This window comes from Rhodococcus sp. BE178 (genome assembly GCF_050433545.1).
GTDB lineage: Bacteria > Actinomycetota > Actinomycetes > Mycobacteriales > Mycobacteriaceae > Prescottella.
On the sequence record NZ_JBNPXA010000001.1, the window covers coordinates 394735 to 414870 of the forward strand.

At 67.8% G+C, this 20136-nt stretch carries 21 protein-coding genes; 11 read left to right on the top strand and 10 right to left on the bottom strand.

All coding sequences use genetic code 11. The features are described 5' to 3' along the window. Nucleotides 1-16: 16 nt before the first annotated feature. A complete protein-coding gene (locus J2X34_RS01840; protein ID WP_114718629.1) occupies nt 17-817 on the bottom strand; it encodes a TetR/AcrR family transcriptional regulator in 801 nt (266 codons plus the stop codon). 169 nt (nt 818-986) lie between these two features. Between J2X34_RS01840 and J2X34_RS01845 the strand changes: the two genes are divergently transcribed. From J2X34_RS01845 to J2X34_RS01855, 3 genes are read left to right on the top strand one after another with little or no spacing between them, the layout of a single operon-like run. Next, on the top strand, nt 987-1871 hold the full coding sequence (locus tag J2X34_RS01845) for an SDR family NAD(P)-dependent oxidoreductase (RefSeq protein WP_114718628.1): 885 nt from the start codon (nt 987-989) through the stop codon (nt 1869-1871). Beyond that, nucleotides 1868-2437, top strand: a complete 570-nt coding sequence (locus J2X34_RS01850) for a carboxymuconolactone decarboxylase family protein (RefSeq protein ID WP_429515992.1) — start codon at nt 1868-1870, stop codon at nt 2435-2437. Before J2X34_RS01845 ends, J2X34_RS01850 begins: the two co-directional genes overlap by 4 nt. Before the next feature lie 28 nt (nt 2438-2465). Then, nucleotides 2466-3167 (top strand): GTP pyrophosphokinase, encoded by a 702-nt coding sequence (locus J2X34_RS01855; protein WP_114718953.1) that lies wholly within the window; start codon nt 2466-2468, stop codon nt 3165-3167. An 8-nt stretch (nt 3168-3175) separates the two neighbouring features. Here J2X34_RS01855 and J2X34_RS01860 read toward each other — a convergent pair whose 3' ends face one another. Continuing rightward, nucleotides 3176-3736 carry a sugar O-acetyltransferase gene (locus tag J2X34_RS01860; protein ID WP_114718626.1) on the bottom strand — a complete coding sequence of 187 codons (561 nt, stop codon included), beginning with the start codon at nt 3734-3736 and terminating at the stop codon, nt 3176-3178. A gap of 207 nt (nt 3737-3943) precedes the next feature. Between J2X34_RS01860 and J2X34_RS01865 the strand changes: the two genes are divergently transcribed. Beyond that, the gene (locus tag J2X34_RS01865) at nt 3944-5563 is read left to right on the top strand and encodes an MFS transporter (RefSeq protein WP_429515993.1); all 1620 of its coding nucleotides are present in this window, start codon (nt 3944-3946) and stop codon (nt 5561-5563) included. Nucleotides 5564-5642: 79 nt separating this feature from the next. Here J2X34_RS01865 and J2X34_RS01870 read toward each other — a convergent pair whose 3' ends face one another. Continuing rightward, entirely contained in the window at nt 5643-6500 is an 858-nt protein-coding gene (locus J2X34_RS01870; RefSeq protein WP_429515994.1) for an SDR family oxidoreductase, read from the bottom strand. 118 nt (nt 6501-6618) lie between these two features. Here J2X34_RS01870 and J2X34_RS01875 point away from each other — a divergent pair, with 118 nt between their 5' ends. Together J2X34_RS01875 and J2X34_RS01880 are read left to right on the top strand one after the other, a co-directional pair. After that, nucleotides 6619-7008, top strand: coding sequence for a winged helix-turn-helix transcriptional regulator (locus tag J2X34_RS01875; RefSeq protein WP_114718623.1), 390 nt, complete (start codon nt 6619-6621; stop codon nt 7006-7008). Nucleotides 7009-7044: 36 nt separating this feature from the next. Further along, nucleotides 7045-7929, top strand: a complete 885-nt coding sequence (locus J2X34_RS01880) for an alpha/beta hydrolase fold domain-containing protein (protein WP_429515995.1) — start codon at nt 7045-7047, stop codon at nt 7927-7929. Between the two features lie 20 nt (nt 7930-7949). Here the strand turns inward: J2X34_RS01880 and lpdA are convergent, their stop codons facing one another. Together lpdA and J2X34_RS01890 are read right to left on the bottom strand one after the other, a co-directional pair. Then, the gene (lpdA, locus tag J2X34_RS01885) at nt 7950-9353 is read right to left on the bottom strand and encodes a dihydrolipoyl dehydrogenase (RefSeq protein ID WP_174912762.1); all 1404 of its coding nucleotides are present in this window, start codon (nt 9351-9353) and stop codon (nt 7950-7952) included. 141 nt (nt 9354-9494) lie between these two features. Continuing rightward, nucleotides 9495-9647 (bottom strand): hypothetical protein, encoded by a 153-nt coding sequence (locus J2X34_RS01890; RefSeq protein ID WP_174912764.1) that lies wholly within the window; start codon nt 9645-9647, stop codon nt 9495-9497. A gap of 738 nt (nt 9648-10385) precedes the next feature. Here J2X34_RS01890 and J2X34_RS01895 point away from each other — a divergent pair. Both J2X34_RS01895 and J2X34_RS01900 read left to right on the top strand, forming a co-directional pair. Continuing rightward, the gene (locus tag J2X34_RS01895; RefSeq protein ID WP_429515996.1) at nt 10386-12428 is read left to right on the top strand and encodes a prolyl oligopeptidase family serine peptidase; all 2043 of its coding nucleotides are present in this window, start codon (nt 10386-10388) and stop codon (nt 12426-12428) included. Nucleotides 12429-12495: 67 nt separating this feature from the next. Then, nucleotides 12496-13548, top strand: a complete 1053-nt coding sequence (locus J2X34_RS01900; RefSeq protein ID WP_429515997.1) for an alpha/beta hydrolase — start codon at nt 12496-12498, stop codon at nt 13546-13548. An 83-nt stretch (nt 13549-13631) separates the two neighbouring features. On the opposite strand, the gene J2X34_RS01905 is transcribed toward J2X34_RS01900, so the two are convergent. Both J2X34_RS01905 and J2X34_RS01910 read right to left on the bottom strand, forming a co-directional pair. After that, on the bottom strand, nt 13632-13775 hold the full coding sequence (locus tag J2X34_RS01905; protein WP_174912773.1) for a hypothetical protein: 144 nt from the start codon (nt 13773-13775) through the stop codon (nt 13632-13634). 126 nt (nt 13776-13901) lie between these two features. Further along, nucleotides 13902-14714 (bottom strand): alpha/beta hydrolase family protein, encoded by an 813-nt coding sequence (locus J2X34_RS01910; RefSeq protein WP_114718952.1) that lies wholly within the window; start codon nt 14712-14714, stop codon nt 13902-13904. A 120-nt stretch (nt 14715-14834) separates the two neighbouring features. On the opposite strand from J2X34_RS01910, the gene J2X34_RS01915 reads away from it, so the two are divergent. Continuing rightward, the gene (locus J2X34_RS01915) at nt 14835-15785 is read left to right on the top strand and encodes an LLM class F420-dependent oxidoreductase (RefSeq protein WP_114718618.1); all 951 of its coding nucleotides are present in this window, start codon (nt 14835-14837) and stop codon (nt 15783-15785) included. Between the two features lie 79 nt (nt 15786-15864). Further along, nucleotides 15865-16065 carry a PspC domain-containing protein gene (locus J2X34_RS01920; RefSeq protein WP_114718617.1) on the top strand — a complete coding sequence of 67 codons (201 nt, stop codon included), beginning with the start codon at nt 15865-15867 and terminating at the stop codon, nt 16063-16065. Nucleotides 16066-16150: 85 nt separating this feature from the next. Here J2X34_RS01920 and groL read toward each other — a convergent pair whose 3' ends face one another. The 3 genes from groL to J2X34_RS01935 all read right to left on the bottom strand — a co-directional run bounded on the left by groL (nt 16151) and on the right by J2X34_RS01935 (nt 19468). Beyond that, a complete protein-coding gene (groL, locus tag J2X34_RS01925) occupies nt 16151-17776 on the bottom strand; it encodes a chaperonin GroEL (protein ID WP_114718616.1) in 1626 nt (541 codons plus the stop codon). Between the two features lie 258 nt (nt 17777-18034). After that, on the bottom strand, nt 18035-18556 hold the full coding sequence (locus tag J2X34_RS01930; RefSeq protein ID WP_114718615.1) for a DUF6764 family protein: 522 nt from the start codon (nt 18554-18556) through the stop codon (nt 18035-18037). A gap of 132 nt (nt 18557-18688) precedes the next feature. Further along, entirely contained in the window at nt 18689-19468 is a 780-nt protein-coding gene (locus tag J2X34_RS01935; RefSeq protein WP_114718614.1) for an HAD-IIA family hydrolase, read from the bottom strand. Nucleotides 19469-19623: 155 nt separating this feature from the next. Here J2X34_RS01935 and J2X34_RS01940 point away from each other — a divergent pair, with 155 nt between their 5' ends. Next, nucleotides 19624-20091 carry an SRPBCC family protein gene (locus tag J2X34_RS01940; RefSeq protein WP_429515998.1) on the top strand — a complete coding sequence of 156 codons (468 nt, stop codon included), beginning with the start codon at nt 19624-19626 and terminating at the stop codon, nt 20089-20091. The last annotated feature ends 45 nt before the right edge of the window (nt 20092-20136 follow it).

The window sequence follows — 20136 nt, forward strand, 5'->3', positions numbered from 1 at the left end:
CTGATGGAGACCGAGGTCAGTTGCCCCGCAGCAGACGCAGTTCGCGGATCGCTTCCTTGAGCTCGTCGACGTCGCGCTGCAGGTCGGCCAGCTCCGAGACGTTCACCGCATCCACCGCATCCACCGCATCGACGGCGGCCGCGGTGCCCGCAGCCCCCGCCGAGGCCACCGCAGCCCGCTCCGCAACCTCCGACGAGCGGACCGGGCCCGGGGCGGCCTTGGCCGACGCCGAACCGGCGGGCCCGCCGGCGGCGAAGCCGTCGAGGAACACCGCGATCAGGTCGTGGCGCAACCGCTCGGCATCCTGCGCCAGCGAGGCGCGGTTGAATCGCACCGTGGACCACACGGATTCGCGGAGCATGCGATGGAAATGCCGGGGGTCGATGTCGGTGCGGAACTCCCCGGACTCCACGCCGAACGCGATGGCCTCGGCCCAGTAGTTGTGGGCGCGGCGCACCGCGGTGGAGATCGGACTGTCCGCCGGCTGCGACGACAGCGCGCTCTCGTTCTGGTAGATCTCCGTGGCGAACGGGTGGTCGGCGGCGGCCTCGAACGAGACCGCGACCATGTGGTCGAGGCGCTCACGTCCGGTCTCGCCTGGAACCATCGCCGCCTCGTAGCGTTCGTTGAGGTCGTCGACGAACGCGATCACGATCTCGAAGACGATCGCGTCCTTGGAGCCGAAGTAGTGGTAGAGGCTGCCGGAGAGGATGCCGACCTCGTCGGCGATGTCCCGTACGGTGGTTCCCGCGACGCCACGCTCGCTGAACAGCTTCGCCGCGTGGAACAGAATCTCTTCCCGTCGGGTCGATGCCACCTGACGTCTCCCCTCTTCGCGGCACGGATGCAGTCTTCATCCGACACCGATCGAACGCTTGCTTGACGCCGGTATGGTACACGGCCGGTCGTATTGCCGAACAGATCCGACCGGCGATGTTAGCTTTTTCCTACCGAGCAGTAACCGAGGGTGGGGTTGGGCGGTCACGATGATCAGTGCAGGTGAGCGGCGGGGACTGGAAGAGCAGCTGACGGGTCGTCGGGTGCTCATCACCGGCGCGGCCCGCGGCATCGGGGCGTCCCTGGCCCGGCGGCTGCACGGGCGCGGCGCCCGCGTCGCACTCCTGGGCCTGGAACCCGAACTCCTCGAACAGGTCGCGACCATGTGCGGCGGGGCGCCGTGGCGGGTCTGCGACGTCCGCGACCGCGAGCAGATGGAGGCGTCCGTCGCCGCGCTCGTCGACGAGCTGGGCGGACTGGACGTCGTCGTCGTCAACGCCGGTGTCGCGGCGCAACTCCCCCTGCTCGGCGGCGATCCCGCCGTCATGGACCGGACCGTCGAGGTCAATCTGCTGGGCGCGTACAACACGGTGCGTGCCGCCGGCCCGCACGTCGCGCATCCCGGCGGGTATGCCCTGTTGGTCGCGTCCGCCGCCGCCGGCGTGCAACTGCCGATGATGGGCGCGTACGCGGCCTCGAAGGCGGCGGTGGAGGCGCTCGGCAACACGCTGCGGATCGAGACGCGACACCTCGGGATGCGGGTCGGCGTCGCGTATCTCGCCGAGATCGACACCGACATGACGGCGATCGGGTTCGGCACCGAGGCCGCCCGCAGCGTCGGACAGCTGGGTCCGTTCACCCGCGTGGTGCCTCTGTCGGTGGCGGTCGACGCGTTCGAGCGCGGCATCGCCGGGCGTCGCCGCCGCGTCTACGCGCCGCGTTGGGTGGCGACGACGATGCGGCTTCGTATGCTCGTCCAGAGATTGATCGAACTGCGCCCCCAGCCGCGGATCGCGCAGGCCCTGGACGTGGCCCGCACCGAGCACGCACGGCTGACCACCGAACTACCGGACCGAGCCGGGGAGGCCGAGTGACCGCATACGACGAGAAGACGGGCAAGAACACCGCACCGCGGGTACCGCCGGGACGGTTCCGGGAACTCGGGCCGGCCAACTGGGCGGTGTGGCGAGTCCTGTCGCTCGGCTCCGGCACGAAGGACGCCAAGCTCTTCAGCACCCTCGGCCGAACCGGCGGGCTGTTCCGCGGCTGGCTGCACTACTCGGGTGTCCTGATGCTGCTGCCCGGCACCAAACTGTCGCGGTTCGAGATCGAGTTGGTGGTGCTGCGCGTCGCACACCTGCGGGAGTCCCGGTACGAGATGGATCACCACATCCGGCTCGGCCGCAAGGCCGGGATCACCCCGCAGATCCTCGACCGCATCCTCGTCGGCCCCACCGACCCGGACTGGTCGCCGCGGTACCGAGCAATGCTCGCGGCCACAGATCAGCTCCTGACCAGCAGGAACCTGGACGAGCCGACCTGGGCGGCGCTGGCCGCGCACCTCGACGACCGCCGGCTCGTCGAGTTCTGTCTGCTCGTGACGCAGTACGACGGCCTGGCCACCACGATCGACGCCCTGCGGATCCAACCAGACTTCTGACCACCCGACCGGTGGCACACTGGTGTCCGTGGACCCTGAGCAACTACGGACCGATTTCTCCCGCTTCATGATGTCGTACCGATTCGGTATCGCTCAGCTGATGACGAGGGTCAAGGTTCTCGAGGACGAGTTCACCCACATCAATCGATACAACCCCATCGAGCACGTCACGTCCCGCGTCAAGACGCCGGAGAGCATCATCCGCAAGGCGCAGCGCATCGAGTGCCCGCTCACCCTCGACGACGTCCGCGCGAACATCCTCGACATCGCGGGGGTGCGGATCACGTGCAGCTTCATCTCCGACACCTACCGGATCGCCGACATGATCACGAGCCAGCCGGACATCGAGGTGCGCGAGGTCGAGGACTACATCGCCAACCCCAAGCCCAACGGCTACAAGAGCCTGCATCTCATCGTCGAGGTGCCGGTGTATCTGAGCGACCGGGTGCAGACGGTTCCGATCGAACTTCAGATCCGGACGATCGCGATGGATTTCTGGGCCAGCCTCGAGCACAAGATCTACTACAAGTTCAACCGCGAGGTGCCGGCCGAACTGCTCGCCGAGCTCACCGAGGCCGCCGAGACCGCGCACCGGCTCGACGTGAAGATGGAACGGCTCAACGACGAGTTCGCCAACCTCCGGGCCCAGCAGGGTGTCGCCGACGAGCCCCCGGAGCTGACCGTGCCACCACAGTTGCTCGACGCACTCGATCTGCGACTGCAGAACTAGCGTCCGCCCTACGGCAGCGGCCGTACGACTCGACAGGGGTTCCCGGCGGCGAAGACGTGTGCCGGCACGTCCTTGGTCACGACACTCCCGGCGCCGATCACCGTGTTGTCGCCGATCGTCACACCGGGACACACGATGACACCGCCTCCCATCCAGACGTTGTTGCCGATCGTGATGGGTGCCGCGGTCTCCCAACGCTGTCGACGCGCCTCATGGTCGGCCATCGGGTGCAGCGCGGTCAGGAGCTGCGCGCGGGGACCGATCGAGACGTCGTCGCCGATCGTGATCGGTGCGCAGTCCATCAGAATCGCGTCGTAGTTGAGGAAGCTGTTCGATCCGATGCGGATGTAGGTCCCGTAGTCGCACTGGAACCGCGGCATGATCCACGATCCCTCGCCCAGTCCCCCGAGGAGCTCGTCCAACAGGTCACGACGCACCACGTCGTCGTCCGCCAGGGTCGCGTTGAACCGATCGAGGAGTCGTTGACAGGACTTGCGGCTCTCGACCAGGTCGATGTCGTTGTCCCGGTACAGGTCTCCCCGCAGCATTCGTTCACGCTGTTCGCTCATGGTGGCCGACGGTACCGATCGCGACTGCGACCGGCGGACGAAACTCCCGTCGGGCTCACAGATCCGCGGCCGCGGCAAGCCGCTGACCTCTCGTTGTGATGATTCCGACGATGGTCGCGAACTCGATTGCCGCCGGCCCGCGGACGCCGGTAACGTCGCCCCGTTCGGCCGTGACAGTCGTCCGTGCCCCGATCCGGTAGGAACCGCATGTCCCAAGACGTCCAGGTGACCTCGAGTCCCGACGCACCCCTCAGCAGCAATCCGACTGACAACCCCAATCACGAGCGCCGTTGGCTCGTGCTGTGCATCGTCGCGCTGGCGCAGCTGACCGTCGTCCTCGACGGCACGATCGTCAGCATCGCACTGCCCGACGCCCAGAAGGAACTGGGCATCAGCAACCTCGACCGGCAGTGGGTCGTCACCGGCTACGCGCTCGCGTTCGGCGCGCTGCTGCTCCTCGGCGGACGCATCGCCGACTACTGGGGTCGCAAGCGTTCGTTCATGGTCGGCATGGCCGGCTTCGCGGTGGCGTCGGCCGTCGGCGGTTTCGCGCAGAACGGGATGCAGCTGTTCGCCGCGCGCGCCGGTCAGGGAGTCTTCGCGGCTCTCCTCGCGCCGGCCGCGCTGGCGATCCTCACCACGACGTTCGTCGGGGAGAAGGAACGCGCCAAGGCGTTCGCGGTGTTCGGTGCCATCTCCGGCGGCGGCGCCGCGATCGGCCTGCTGCTCGGCGGCGTGCTCACCCAGTACGTCGACTGGCGCTGGTGCCTGCTGGTGAACGTGCCCGTCGCGCTCTTCGCGATCGCGGTCACGCTGCCGATCGTCAAGGAGACCAAGGCGCACGGCGACACCAGCTACGACCTGCCGGGCACCGTCCTGGTCGCGATCGGCCTGGGCTCGCTGGTGTACGGCTTCACCAAGGCCGAGCACGGCTGGCTCGAGACCCAGACCCTGCTGTTCATCGGCATCGGCCTGGTCGCGCTCGTCGCGTTCGTACTGGTCGAGCGGCGCACCGCGAATCCGCTGCTGCCGCTGAGTGTTCCGTGGCACCGGGACCGCGGCGCCGCGTTCATCGGATCGGCGCTGGTGGGGTCTGCACTCCTCGGCGGCACGCTGTACCTCACGTTCTACCTGCAGATCGTGATGGGTCTGAGTCCGGTGATGGCAGGTGTCGGCTCGCTGCCGATGGCCGTCTTCATCGTCATCGCGTCCACCATTGCGGCTCAGCTCACCACCCGCATCGGCCCCAAGCCGCTGATGACCGTCGGCCCGCTGGTCGCGGCTGTCGGCCTGCTGATGCTCACCCAGATCGAGGTGCACACCTCGTACTGGACCCACGTGTTCCCCGGTCTGGCGATCTTCGGCTTCGGCCTGGGCCTGCTGATGGTGCCGATGCAGAACCTGGCGCTGCTCGGCGTCCCCAACCACGACGCCGGTGCCGCCAGCGCCCTGGCGAACGCGACGCTGCAGGTGGGTGGCGCGCTGGGCACGGCCCTGTTCACCACGGTGTACGCGTCGGCGAAGAGTGCGTTCCAGGCCGACAACCCGGCACCCACTCCGCCGCCCGGCTTCCCGGCCGACGCGATCCCGACGGACCTGTCGAACGCGACGCCGCTCACGCCCGAGCAGATCGCGGCCCTGCCGCAGCCCGCGCAGGACTTCGTCGGCAAGGTGATCGACTGGGTGTTCGGCACCGAGGTGTCGGGCTACGCGCACGCCTTCGGCTGGGCCGCTGTGCTGATCGCGATCATCAGCCCGCTGGTCGTGATCCTGGTGCGCGCCAAGAAGGGCGACCTGCCCACCGAGGGCGCCGTCGGGATGCACTGACCTCCCCGCCCCGAAGCTGAAGGGTCCCTTCACGCGCCGCCGGCGCGTGAAGGGACGCTTCAGCCGTTGAGCGGGCGGCTCAGAGCGCCGCGCGCAGCACGGTCTCGAGCGGGGTGGAGGCGCGGCCGATGAGCCGCTGCAGGTCGCCGCCGGTGACATCGAGGACACCGGTCGCGACGCCGGCGTCGGCGTCGGCGAGGACCGCCGCGACGGGTGCGGGCAGCCCGGCCGACTCGAGGATCCCCCGGTACTGCTCCACAGGCAGGTCCCGGTACTCGACGGGCTTGCCGGTGACGTCCGAGATGGCCCGGGCCAGTTCGGGATACGTCAGGTGCTCGTCGCCGCCCAGCTCGTACACCTTGCCGGCCTGGTTCTCGTCGGACGTGAGGATGGCCGCGGCGGCGTCGGCATAGTCGGCACGCGCGGCACCCGCCACCCGGCCGTCTCCCGCGCTGCCGGCGAGGACACCGCGCTCGGCGGTGCCGGCGAGATCGTTGGTGTAGTTCTCCCAGTACCAGCCGTTGCGGAGCAGCACGTGGTTCAGACCCGACTCGGCGAGCAGACGCTCGGTGACCTGATGCTCCTGCGCCAGCTGGAGCGTGTTGTTCGGCGCGTCCGGGATGGAGGTGTACGCGACGAGGCCGACACCGGCGGCCTTCGCCGCGTCGATGATGTTGATGTGTTGAGGCACGCGGCTGCCCACCTCGCTGCCCGAGATCATCAGCAGCTTGTCGACGCCGGCGAGTGCGGTCTCGAGCGCGGCACGGTCGGCGTAGTCGGCGGTCCGGACCTGCACTCCCTGTCCGGCGATTTCGGCGGCCTTGGCCGGATTACGGACGACGGCGACGACGTCGGACGCCGGGACGCCGCGGCGCAGAAGGGCGTCGATGGTCAGCCGGCCGAGGTGTCCGGTGGCGCCTGTGACGGCAATGGTCATGCGAACTCCCAGGGTTGAACCTTCAATAATTCGTTCACCCACCATGATGCACTTATTTTTCGTAAGTGCAAGCGTTTACGTCAGCACTGATGTTCGGGCTGGTAGTAACCTCGACGTCGTGAGTACCGCCGACCAGCCCTTCGACGACCCGACCCTCGAGGCCGACGTCTTCGCGCGCGGCTGCCATTCGCGCGGCGCACTGCTCAACGTCACCGGGCGGTGGGGAACGCTCGCGCTGGCCGCGCTCGCGGAGGGTCCGTACCGGTTCGGGGCCCTGCGCCGCCGGGTGGACGGGGTGAGCGAACGGATGCTGGCGCAGACGCTGCAACAGCTCGAGCGCGACGGCCTGGTGCACCGGGAGGTACGCGAAACCATCCCCCCGAACGTCGAATACAGCCTCACCCCCCTGGGCGAGCAGATCGCCGAACGCCTCACCGGCCTCATCGATCTGCTCGAATCGCACTTGCCGGACATCACCGCGGCCCAGAATCGGTACGACGCGCGCTGATTCGACGACACTGAGCTCGAGACCAAGGGGTGGCCGATGCCCAGCCTGACCAGCAGGGCCATGCCGCTGGCGATCGCGCTGCTGGGCCGACGTCGCCCGAGCGCCGACGACATCCGCCGGGAGATCGCGGCGCTGCAGGCCCAGCCGAAGCCGTTCGCGCCCCCGTCGTCGCTGGGACGCACACTCGACGTCGCCGCCTCCACCTCGATGGCGGGCTGGCCGATGTTCACGGTGGCGCCGCGCGGCCGGGCGCCGTCGGCGCGGGTGCTGTATCTGCACGGCGGCGCCTACATCCGGGAGATCACCCGGCACCACTGGAAACTGGTGGGACAGTTGGCGTCCGCGGGTGCGTCGGTGACGGTGCCGATCTACCCGCTCGCGCCGCGGGGGACAGCGGAGCACGTGGTGTCGGCGTCGGCGGACCTGGCCGAACTGCTCGCGGCGCGGGGCGAGCCGGTGATCGTGGCCGGCGACTCGGCGGGCGGCGGACTCACGTTGGCGGTGGCCCTCGCGCTGCGCGACCGCGGCGTGGATTTCCCCGCCCACACCGCGCTGATCTCCCCGTGGCTCGACGCCACCGGCGCCCACCCGGCGATCCTCGAGGTGGCGCCGCGGGACCCGTGGCTGCATCCGAGCGGGCTCACCGTTGCCGCCGACGCCTACCGCGGCGACCTCGACCGCGAGCATCCGTGGGTGAGCCCGCTGGGCGGGGACCTCACCGGGCTCGGCCCGATCACGCTGTTCACCGGCACCCGCGACATCCTCAACGTCGACGCGCGACGCTTCGCCCCGCTCGCTGCGAGCGCCGGGCTGTCACTGGACTTCCACGAGGAGCCGGAGATGATCCACGTCTACCCGCTGCTCCCGATCCCGGAGGGCAAGAAAGCCCGCACAATCCTGTGCGGGCTTCTCGCGGACTAGCTTCTGCGGCGGGTGAACCGTCAGAAGTTGATCATGTGGCCGGCGAGGCCGTGGATGGCCTCCTGCAGCGCCTCGCTGAGCGTGGGGTGCGTGTGCACGTTGCGCGCGAGCTCGTTGACCGTGAGGTCCCACTTCTGGGCCAGGGTCAGCTCGGGCAGCAGCTCGGAGACGTCGGGGCCGATGAGGTGGCCGCCGAGCAGCTCGCCGTACTTCTTGTCGGCGATCAGCTTGACGAAGCCGTTGGGATCGGCCAGGCCGTGCGCCTTGCCGTTCGCGGTGAACGGGAAGGTGGCGACCTTGACGTCGTAGCCCTCGGCCTTGGCCTGCGCCTCGGTGAGACCGAAGCTGGCGACCTGCGGCTGGCAGAACGTGGCGCGCGGCATCATCCGGTAGTCGCCCAGTTCCATCGTCTCGGCGTTGCCGATGGTCTCGGCGGCGACGACGCCCTGCGCCTCGGCGACGTGCGCGAGCTGCAGCTTGGCGGTGACGTCACCGATGGCGTAGACGCCGGGGACGTTGGTGCGCATGCGCTCGTCGATCGCGATGGCACCGCGCTCGAGCTGGACGCCGGTGTTCTCGAGGCCGAAGCCCTCGATCTGCGGGGCGAAGCCGATGGCCTGCAGGACCTTGTCGACGACGACGGTCTCGACCTGGTCGCTGCCGTTCTTGGCCATGGTGACGGTGACGCCGGCGGCGCCGTTGTCGGTGATCGTCTGGACCCCGGTGGAGGTCTTGATGTCGATCCCGTACTTCTTGTAGCGCTTGGCGATCTCCTTGGAGACGTCCTCGTCCTCGTTGGGCAGGGCCCGGTCGAGGAACTCGACGATGGTCACCTTGACGCCGTAGTTGTGCAGGACGTAGGCGAACTCCATGCCGATGGCGCCGGCACCGACGATGAGGATCGAGCCCGGCAGGTCCTTGGTGAGGATCTGCTCTTCGTAGGTGACGACGTTCTCGCTGAGCGAGGTGCCCGGCAGCAGCCGGGTCTTGGTGCCGGTGGCGATGATGACGTTGTCGAAGGTGACGGTGTCGGTGGACCCGTCGGCCTTGCTCACCACGATGGTCTTGGCGTCGGTGAAGCTGCCGCGACCCTCGTACTCGGTGATCTTGTTCTTCTTCATCAGGAAGTGAACGCCCTTGACGCGGCCGTCCGCGACCTGGCGGCTGCGGTCGAACGCAGCGCCGAAGTCGAAGGTCACGTCTCCCGAGATGCCGAAGGTCTTGGCATCGTTATGGAAGATGTGTGCCAGCTCCGCGTTGCGGAGGAGCGCCTTGGACGGGATGCAGCCCACGTTCAGGCAGACACCGCCCCAGTACTTCTCTTCGATGATGGCGGTCTTGAGGCCCAGTTGTGCCGCGCGGATAGCAGCGACGTACCCACCGGGACCGGCTCCGAGGACAACGACGTCATAGTGTGAGGTCACGAGGCCCTAGCCTAGTCCCGCCCCGAATCCGTGTCCCGGAATGGTGCTTACTCCGAAGTAAGTTCACAATCTGCAGGGATGACCCCGAACACACCTGCGACCCCAGCCGCCGGTGGCGACTGGGGTCGAAGATGCGAATGCTCAGCTGAACGAGATAGCGCTCCCGAGGTCCCCGATCGTGCTTCCGCCGAAGACACTGCCCCGGCTGAGGCTGAGGAGAACGTCGAGCAGGCCCGACATGGAACCCGTTGCCGCCCCGGCCAGCGAGCCGAGGTCGATTGCGTCCAGATTCATTGCAGTCGCCTTTCCTACTACTTCGTGTTCCGGATCAGGAGAGCTCGGTGACCGAACCGAAGTTGACGACGTTGCCGATGACACCGATCAGGGCGGCGATGATTGCATCGAGGTTCATTGTGTTTCCTTACTTTCGTGGTGGATTTGTGACAGGTGAGACGAACTAGCTGATCTCGGTGACGCTACCGAAGTTGATCAGGTTTCCGATCACGCCGATGAGAGCGGCGATGATGGCGTCAGCGTTCATTGCACTGCCTTTCGAGGGAGTTTGGTCGTGCGGTGTTATTGCCATGTGATCTTGTTCAGCCCGGGCTGGGACTTCGCCGGCTCCGGAGGACCCCGCTACCCCGGACGTTCGAACTCCCAAGACAACCCGCCCATTGCGACTCCGTCGGTGGCGCGGCCGTGGTGTGCCGCCCCTCCTGGCGTCTGGCCGGGAAGACGATCGCTTTTATTCGACCGTGATCGAAAGATAAACTAGGAGGCATCGTTCTGTACGCGTTTTCGTTACCTCATCTGGTCAGCCGTCCAGGATGTCTGAAAATTCACCCCCCACGGTCACCCCCCGGGCGTGCCAGGTCCAGGACGTCCGCCAGCTGCGGTCACGTCGTAATCCGACCAGCTCCGAGCCGCCGTCCGACCCGCCACCGGTCCACCGACAAGGCCGGTGGCAGGCACTTCGGGAGCGACCGCTCGTCGTCGCGCAGAGCACGTCGCAGTACCGATCACAATGGACCCATGACGCACTCCCCCTCCACGCCCGAGCCGGCCGACGACCCCAACCTGTGGCTCGAGGACGTCACCGGCGACGACGCACTCTCGTGGGTCCGCGAACACAACGACAAGACCGTCGCCGAATTCTCCGGCACCACCGAATTCGAGCAACTCGAATCAAACATTCGATCAATTCTCGACACCGATGCGCGCATTCCGTATTCCCGCCGACGCGGCGAGTACCTCTACAACTTCTGGCGCGACGCCGAACACGTCCGTGGCCTGTGGCGCCGCACGACGATGGACCGATACCGCAGCGACACAACGGAATGGGAGATCCTCGTCGATGTCGACGAACTCGCCGAGCGAGAGGGTGAGAACTGGGTGTGGTCCGGTGCGCAGGTGCTGCGGCCCGAACAGAACCTGGCACTGATCAGTCTGTCCCGCGGCGGCGCCGACGCCGTCGTCGTCCGCGAATTCGACCTCACCACCCTCGCCTTCGACACCGCCGACGGATTCCGGGTGGAGGAGGCCAAGACCGACATCGGGTGGATCGACGCCGAGCGCGTCTACGTCGGAACCGACTTCGGTGACGGAACCCTCACCGATTCCGGCTACCCCCGCCTCGCGAAGCGGTGGCACCGCGGCACCCCCCTGGCCGACGCCGTCACGATCTTCGAGGGTGAGCAGTCCGACGTCGCGGTCTCCGCGTGGCACGACAGCACGCCGGGATTCGAGCGCAGCTTCGTCGAGCGGGCGATCGACTTCTACACGTCGCAGCGCTTCCAGGTGCGCGGCGACGACACCCTCGTCCGCATCGACACCCCCGAGGACGCGCGGATCTCGGCGTACCGGGAGTGGCTGCTGATCCGTACCCGCTCCGAGTGGACCGTCGGCGATGTCACCTACCCGGCCGGCGCACTACTGGCCGCGAAGTACGACGACTATCTCGCCGGCTCGCGTGAGCTCACCACGCTGTTCCTGCCCGACGACCACACGTCGCTCGAGCAGTACGCATGGACGCGGCACCACCTGCTGATGGTGACGCTCTCCGACGTCCAGTCGCACGTGTACGTGCTCACCCCGGGCGAGAGCGGTTGGGTGAACACCCCGCTCGAAGGTCTCCCGGAGCTCACGTCCACTGAGATCATCGACACCGACCCGCGCGAGAGTGACGACTTCTTCCTCAACTCCAGCGGCTATCTCACCCCCGCCACCCTGTTCTCCGGCACCGTCGGCGGCCCGCTCGAGGCTCTCAAGTCGGCGCCCGCGTTCTTCGACCCCACCGGACTGACTGTCGCGCAGCACTTCGCCGAGTCCGCCGACGGCACCCGCATCCCCTACTTCGTGGTGCGCCGCGACGGGACGCCCGCCGGCCCGACACTGCTGTACGGCTACGGCGGCTTCGAGAACTCCATGACACCCGGCTACAGCGGCATCAACGGCACCGCGTGGCTCCAGCGCGGTGGGACATACGTGGTCGCGAACATTCGCGGCGGCGGCGAGTACGGACCGCAGTGGCACACCCAGGCGGTGCGCGACGGCCGGCACAAGGTGCACGAGGACTTCGCCGCGGTGGCCCGCGACCTCGTCGCTCGGGGCATCACCACCGCCGACCGGCTCGGCGCGCAGGGCGGCAGCAACGGCGGACTACTGATGGGCATCATGCTCACCAAGTACCCGGAGCTGTTCGGCGCCATCGTCTGCCAGGTGCCGCTGCTGGACATGAAGCGCTACCACCTGCTGCTCGCGGGCGCGTCGTGGATGGCCGAGTACGGCGACCCCGACAACCCGGACGACTGGGCCTTCATCTCCGACTACTCGCCGTACCAGAACACCGACGCCGACCGGTCGTACCCGCCGACCCTCATCGCCACCTCCACCCGCGACGACCGCGTCCATCCCGGGCACGCCCGCAAGATGACGGCCCGACTCGAGGCGGAGGGCCACGACGTCCACTACTACGAGAACATCGAGGGCGGACACGGCGGCGCCGCCGACAACGCGCAGGCCGCATTCAAGTCGGCCCTCACGTACACGTTCCTGTGGGACAAGCTTGCCCGATGACCTCCGAACGTTTCCCTTCCTCGGCTACCATGCGCCCGGAATCGAACAACCGGAAGTGAGCTGCCACATGAGATCCGACGCGATCACACGCCCGTCGCTGCGGCAACTGGGAGCAGGGGCCCTCGTCACCGCTACGGTCGTGGGCGCACTGCTGGGCGTCGCGCCGACCGCGACGGCCGGAGGCATTCCGAATCCGGCTGCGGCGCAGACGGATCCATCGTCCGCCGATCGGTCCGACGGCGCCTACATCACCCGCATCGAGAACATCACCGATCGCTGGGTGCGGGTGTTCGTGTACTCCCCGGCGATGCAGTCCGAGCAGGAGGTGCAGGTGCTGTTGCCCCGCGATACCTCCGCGTCCCGGCCCACCCTGTACATGCTCGACGGACGGTCCGCCGCACCCGGAACGAGCAACTGGACCACACAGGGCAACGCGGTCGAGTTCTTCGAGGACAAGCCGGTGAACGTCGTCCTGACCACCGGCGGCCGCGCCAGCTACTTCACCGACTGGGACCGGCCCGACCCCGCCCTCGGCAACTACAAGTGGGAGACGTTCCTGACCGAGGAACTTCCCCCACTGATCGACGATCGGTTCGACGGCAACGGCATCCAGTCCATCGCCGGACTGTCGATGGGTGCGCAGTCCGCGATGATGCTCGCGATGCGATCGCCCGGCCTGTACCGCGGAGTGGCCGCCTACAGCGGTTGCTACGAGACCACCGGTGATCTCGGCCAGACCCAGATGAGGCTCGTCGTCTCCAGCTACGGCGGCGACATCACGAACATGTGGGGCCCGTTCACCGATCCGAAGTGGGCCGAGCACGACGTCGTCATCAATGCCGAGAAGCTGCGTGGCACCACGATGTACGTCTCGACGGCCACCGGGCTGCCCGGCCCCAACGAGAACCTGGGCAACCCCGACCTGATCCCGCTCGTCACACAGGGCGGACCGATCGAGGCGGTCACCAACTTCTGTACCCACCAACTCGACGACCGGCTGCGTTCCCTCGGGATCCCGGCCACCTTCGTCTACAACCCGGTGGGAGTCCACACCTGGGCGTACTGGCGCGACGAACTACCCAAGTCGTGGCCGACGCTCGCGGCCTCGCTCGGGGTCTGAGCCGCCGCGACACTCCGAACACGAAGAAGGCGGCGACGATGCGTATGCACCGTCGCCGCCTTCTCGACGTTCGAGAGCGAAACTCAGGCGCTGAGCGAGCTGAGCGAGGCGGTGTCGAGCGAGCCGGAGGCGCCGGTGCCAGAGGAGCTGGCCGTGCCGAGCGAGTTCAGAGCCTTCACGATCGAGGTGACGGCATTGAGGACGGTGAGGATCTCAGTCGAGCCCATGGAAAACTCCCTGCGGTTCTTGTGGTGTGGCGCCCCCGGAGCGAAAGCGCTGCGGTCAATATAACGGTCGGGACACGGCAACAGCACCACATTGACACATACCCGGGATGAAATATGAGGGTGAAATCAAGAGTGATCCCGAATCCACCGCGCGATCCGCTCGGAAGTGCTGTCCGGCGTCCGAATCCACCCGTTATGTCCCAGTTCTTCCGGCTGGTGCCAGGTCGTGACGTCGGAGCCGGACAGTTTGTCCAACAGGTTCTTCGAGGAACTGCGCGGCGCCAGTTCGTCACCCTCGATCGAAATGGACAGCACCGGCAGCTTCAATCGTCCGATACGTTCCTCGTAGTCGATATCCGACCCCGACGGTTCGATTCGTCCGGTGCGCGCGAAGCGTGACCAGTCCGAGATCAGCACCCGCGACTGCCGCCCGAACCCGCCGACGTCCAAGCGGTCGCCGGGCCAGAACCCGGCCACGCTCGCGGTGAGGGACATGGCCGTCGACCCCAGCAGCACACCCGGCGACCGGGTTCCGGGAAATCCCCGATAGTAGGGCGAACCGGACGCCACGAGGATCAGCCCGCCGAGGCGTCCCCGTATCCGCGCCGCATACATCACCCCGAGCTGCCCGCCCATGCTGTGGCCCAACAGGAACGGCGTGCTCTCGTCGAACCGCTCGCGCACCACCTCGAACATCGCCGGCAGATCGACCGCCACCAATTCCTGGTAACCGAACGTGCTCGACGCGCTCGGCCGCGGCCGACTGTCGCCCTGACCCCGCAGCTCGCACGTCGCGGCGCAGAAGCCCTGCTCCACCAGAGAATTCGCAAACCGGTCGTAGAACGCGCCGGGAATGCCGAGACCCGGCACGATCACCACCACCGGCGCGCCCTCCGGTCCGGGAAACAGCCGCACCGGCGTCGTCGTCCCATCGGGCATCTGGATCGGCACGGTCTCCGCCACGAGTCCGAGCCTATGCCCCCTTGGCCCGCGGGGCCCGGCAAACGGATCTCCCGCGGGTCCGGCCCGCGAACGACCGCGCGCTGGCATCCTGACGAGATGACCGGGTTTCGGTTTTCGCACAACGTCTTCGGCATCGCTTCACGGGACGAGTTCGTGGCCACGTGCCGGCGCGCCGAGCACAACGGCTACGACGCCATCTTCGCCGCGGACCATCTGGGGGCGCCGTCACCGTTCCCGCTCCTGGTCGCCGCCGCTGCCGCCACCGACCGGCTCCGGGTGGGCACCCTCGTGCTCAATGTCGGCTTCTGGAATCCCACGTTGCTCGCACGCGAGATCGCGACCACCGACATCCTCACCGGTGGCCGGCTCGAGGTGGGGCTCGGGGCCGGGCACATGAAGTGGGAGTTCGACGAGGCTGGCATCGCGTGGGAGCCGTTCGGAGTCCGCACCGAACGGCTGGCCGGCACGGTCGAGGAACTGCGTCGCCGGTTCCGGTCCGACGGCTTCGAGCAGCAGGCCGCGATGCGGGCGAACTTCGGCATGCCCGTGCTGCGGCCCGTGCAGCGCCGCGGATTCGACGGCTCCGGGCCACCGCTGATCGTCGGAGGTACCGGCGATCGTGTCTTGCGCCTGGCGGCGCAGCAGGCCGACGTCGTCGGGGTCGCCGGGGCCTTCCAGATCGCCGGGCAACCACCCGGCACGTTCCGGATCGCGACCGCCGCCGAGACCGACGAGCGCGTCCGCTACGCGCGTGGATGCGCCGGCGACCGGGCTGCCCGGATCGAATGGCAGATCCTGGTGCAGGCGGTGATCGAGACCGACGACCGGGCCTCGGCCGCAGCCGAACTCGCCCGGAGGTTCGGTGACGTCATGGCGGTGGAGGACATCCTCGAGACGCCGTTCGTCCTGCTGGGGACCGTCGACGAGATGGCCCGGCAGGTCGCGGCGAACCGCGACCGCTACGGCTTCACCCACTTCACCGTCCACGAACCCCACGCCGACACGTTCGCACCGGTCATCGCCGCGATCCGGGCCCACCGGGGGTGACCCCGAGAGCAAAGATCAGGGTGCAGATCCGGGGGAATCCCGATGGTTTCCGGCGCCTGCGCGAACCAGACTCGATGTCATGACCTACAGCGACTCGCCCCGACAGTTCGTCCGTTCCAGCAGCCAGCGCATGCTCTCCGGCGTGTGCGGCGGCGTTGCCGAGTACTTCGGCATCGACGTCAACCTCGTCCGCGTTGCCGCCGTCGTCGGCGCGTTCATCTCGTTCGGCACCGTCGCCCTGATCTACCTCGCGGCGTGGATGCTCATGCCGAGCGAGTGATCGAGAAATGCGAGAAGCCCGGGACACCGTGAAGGTGTCCCGGGCCTCTTCGTCTTACCTGAGCTCAGGCTTTCCGATCGTCAGATCAGAAGTCCATGCCGCCCATGCCACCGGTCGGGTCGCCCATGGGAGCAGCGGCCTTCTCCGGCTTGTCGGCGACGACAGCCTCGGTGGTCAGGAACAGAGCCGCGATCGACGCAGCGTTCTGCAGCGCCGAGCGGGTGACCTTGACCGGGTCGTTGATGCCCGCAGCGAGCAGGTCCTCGTACTCACCGGTGGCGGCGTTCAGGCCGCTGCCGGCGGGCAGGTTGCGGACCTTCTCCGCGACGACGCCGGGCTCGAGGCCGGCGTTGAACGCGATCTGCTTGAGCGGAGCCTCGAGGGCAACCTTGACGATGTTGGCACCGGTGGCCTCGTCGCCCTCCAGCTTCAGGTCGTCCAGGACCGGAGCGGACTGCAGCAGAGCCACGCCACCACCGGCGACGATGCCCTCCTCGACAGCAGCCTTCGCGTTGCGGACGGCGTCCTCGATGCGGTGCTTGCGCTCCTTGAGCTCGACCTCGGTCGCAGCGCCGGCCTTGATGACTGCAACGCCACCGGCCAGCTTGGCCAGGCGCTCCTGCAGCTTCTCGCGGTCGTAATCCGAATCCGACGCCTCGATCTCGGCGCGGATCTGGTTGACGCGACCGGCGATGGCGTCGGCGTCGCCGGCACCCTCGACGATGGTGGTCTCGTCCTTGGTGACGACGACCTTGCGGGCGCGGCCCAGCAGCTCGATGCCGGCGGTCTCCAGGGACAGGCCGACCTCTTCGCTGACGACCTCGCCACCGGTGAGGATGGCGATGTCGGCGAGCTGCGCCTTGCGGCGGTCACCGAAGCCCGGAGCCTTGACGGCGACGGACTTGAAGGTGCCACGGATCTTGTTGACGACCAGGGTCGACAGGGCCTCGCCCTCGACGTCCTCGGCGATGATCAGCAGCGGCTTACCGGCCTGGATGACCTTCTCCAGCAGCGGCAGCAGGTCCTTGACCGTGGAGATCTTGGAGCTGACCAGCAGGATGTACGGATCCTCGAGGACCGCTTCCTGACGCTCGGCGTCGGTCGCGAAGTACAGCGAGATGTAGCCCTTGTCGAAGCGCATACCCTCGGTGAGCTCGAGCTGCAGGCCGAAGGAGTTGGACTCCTCGACCGTGATGACGCCTTCCTTGCCGACCTTGTCCATGGCCTCGGCGATGAGCTCACCGATGGTGGAGTCGCCAGCCGAGATACCGGCGGTGGCAGCGATCTGCTCCTTGGTCTCGACCTCCTTGGCGGTGTCGAGCAGCTTGGCGGTGACGGCCTCGACGGCCTTCTCGATGCCGCGCTTCAGACCCAGCGGGTTGGCGCCGGCAGCGACGTTGCGCAGACCCTCACGGACGAGCGCCTGAGCGAGGACGGTGGCGGTGGTGGTGCCGTCGCCAGCGACGTCGTCGGTCTTCTTGGCGACCTCCTTGACCAGCTCGGCGCCGATCTTCTCGTAGGGGTCCTCGAGCTCGATCTCCTTGGCGATGGAAACACCGTCGTTGGTGATCGTGGGGGCGCCCCACTTCTTCTCGAGCACGACGTTGCGACCCTTGGGTCCCAGCGTCACCTTGACGGCGTCAGCGAGGCTGTTCAGGCCACGCTCGAGGCCGCGACGTGCCTCTTCGTCGAACGCGATGATCTTGGCCATTGCGAAGTGATCCTCCGGATTGGGGGTGACACACAGGACGATCGCTCGTCGGATCGCCCTATTTACGCTTCCGGCCAGGCTCGGTGCCCGCGACGGACGACCAGGGGTGTCTAGGTTCCCGGTCTCACCGTCCCGACCTGGCACTCACGAGTCGCGAGTGCCAAGTGCATTCTTAGCACTCGAGGGGGGTGAGTGCAACGTCGCGGGGAGGTCTCCGCCGACGGCGAACACCACCCGCCCGTCACCCCTGCGCCGCGTCTACCCCAGGCAGGTCTGGCCGGTCTTCAGATTCCACGCGAACGACAGCGGTCCGACGCAGTTGACGCCGCCCTGTTCGGCCGTCGCGCCCGAGCCCCAACCGGCGACCGCGAAGGTCGCGTAGCCGTCGTCGGCCCACGAGTGCGCGATGCCGCCGCCGATCGCCAGCGCAAGCGACTGACCGTTGCCGCGCGAGGCGCTGAGCGCGGTGCCGAAACCGGTCGCGAGGCTGTTCGACGAACCGAGGTCCTGCGCGACGGAGACCGCCGTGCCGCTGTCCATCGCGGCGGAGCGGGCCACGCCCTGCTCGAACGCCTGGGCGCCACAGCTCGCGTAGTCCGAGACCTGGATGTCGTTGGGCGTGCCCGGCGACAGGCATGCCACCGGCGCCGCCGCAGCCGTACCCGTGCCGATCATCGAAACACCCACTGCCACACCGATTCCCGCTGCAGCGATCACCGCAGCCCGGGTCATCCGGCGACCGAGATCGGAAATTGCACGCAGGCGGGAAACGGTCGACATCGAGACTCCTTCACGAACGGAAAAGGGAGCGCCGGGCAGGCTCCGGGAGTGCCGCCGGGCGTGCCCGAGACAGTACCCGTTCACGTCCCGGATGCCAGGGATTTCGATAGCGAACCGAAGTAGGTCGGCGCGTCACCCGAATTCGGTCAGCAGCGCCGGCAGATCGGCCACCGAATCGATCACATGGTCGGGCCGATCGACCGCCAGATCGAGGACCGGCTGCCGAAACTTCCCCGTCCGCACCAACACCCCAGCCATGCCCACCCGCTGCGCCGGCAGCACGTCGCCGCGGAAGTCGTCACCGACCATCACCGTCGCCGCCGGATCCGCACCCATCAGTTCCGCCGCGGTGAGGAAGCCCGTGAGCGACGGCTTGCCGACCGCCACGATCCGCGAGCCCGACGCCTCCTCCAGCCCCGGCAGATACGCGCCCGTGTCCAGCCGCAGGCCGTCGGACTCCGACCACATCAGCGCGCGATGCATCGCCACGACCGGCACGCCCGCGACCATGAAGTCCAGCACCCGACTGAGGGCCTCGTGCGTGAATTCGGCTCCGGCCCCGCCGAGGACGATCACCTCGGGATCGACGTCGTCGAACTCGACGCCTTCCATGTCGGCACGGATGTCGCCGTGATTGAGCAGCATCACGCGGGCACCCGGATAGGTCGACCGCAGGTACTCCGTCGTGAGCCGGACCGCGGTCACGATCTCGTCGGGCCGCACGTCGAACCCCGCGGTCGCGAGCTCGGACGCGATCTCGTCGCACGTCCTCGACGTGGTGTTCGTGAGGAAGGCACGAACACCTCCGCGGCGACGCAGCTCGTCGAGCGCCTCGACGGCACCGGGCACCGGTTGCCACGAGGTGACGAGCACACCGTCGATGTCGAACAGGACGCCCTCGACACGGCTCATGGATTCGAGGGTATCGGCCGAGCGCCGGGCCGCGCCGGGGATGCGAAATCCAGGCCCGTGAGTGACCTGCCGCACACACCGCCGGTGTCAGGGCCTAGGATCCACGGGTACGCGTGACCTCCTGTACCACCTAATTCGAACTGGAGAGCCGGACCGTGACGAACACCCTCGAAGCAACCATCGAGATCGCCGCCACCCCGCAGGACGTGTGGACGATCGTCTCCGACCTGAAGCGCATGGGCGAGTGGAGCCCGCAGTGCTGCAAGATGCGCGTCTCCGGCGAGGTCCGCGAGGGCACCAAGACGTTCAACCTCAACCGCAAGGGCTTCCTGGTGTGGCCCACCACCGCCAAGGTCATCCGGTTCGAGCCCAACAAGGCCATCGCGTTCCGGATCGCCGAGAACCGCACCATCTGGTCGTACACCCTCGAGGCCACCGAGACCGGCACCCGCGTCGTCGAGCGCCGCGAAGCCCCCACCGGCACGAGCCAGCTGTCGCAGTTCCTGATCAAGACCGTCCTCGGCGGCGCGGAGGCCTTCGAGGCCGACATGATCGTCGGCATGAACACCACGCTCGCGCGCATCAAGAGCGAGGCCGAGGCAATCGCCGTCGGGCCCCGCTAGCACATCGCGACCCACCGGTTCGCGGCACTCACGTAGCCTGTACCA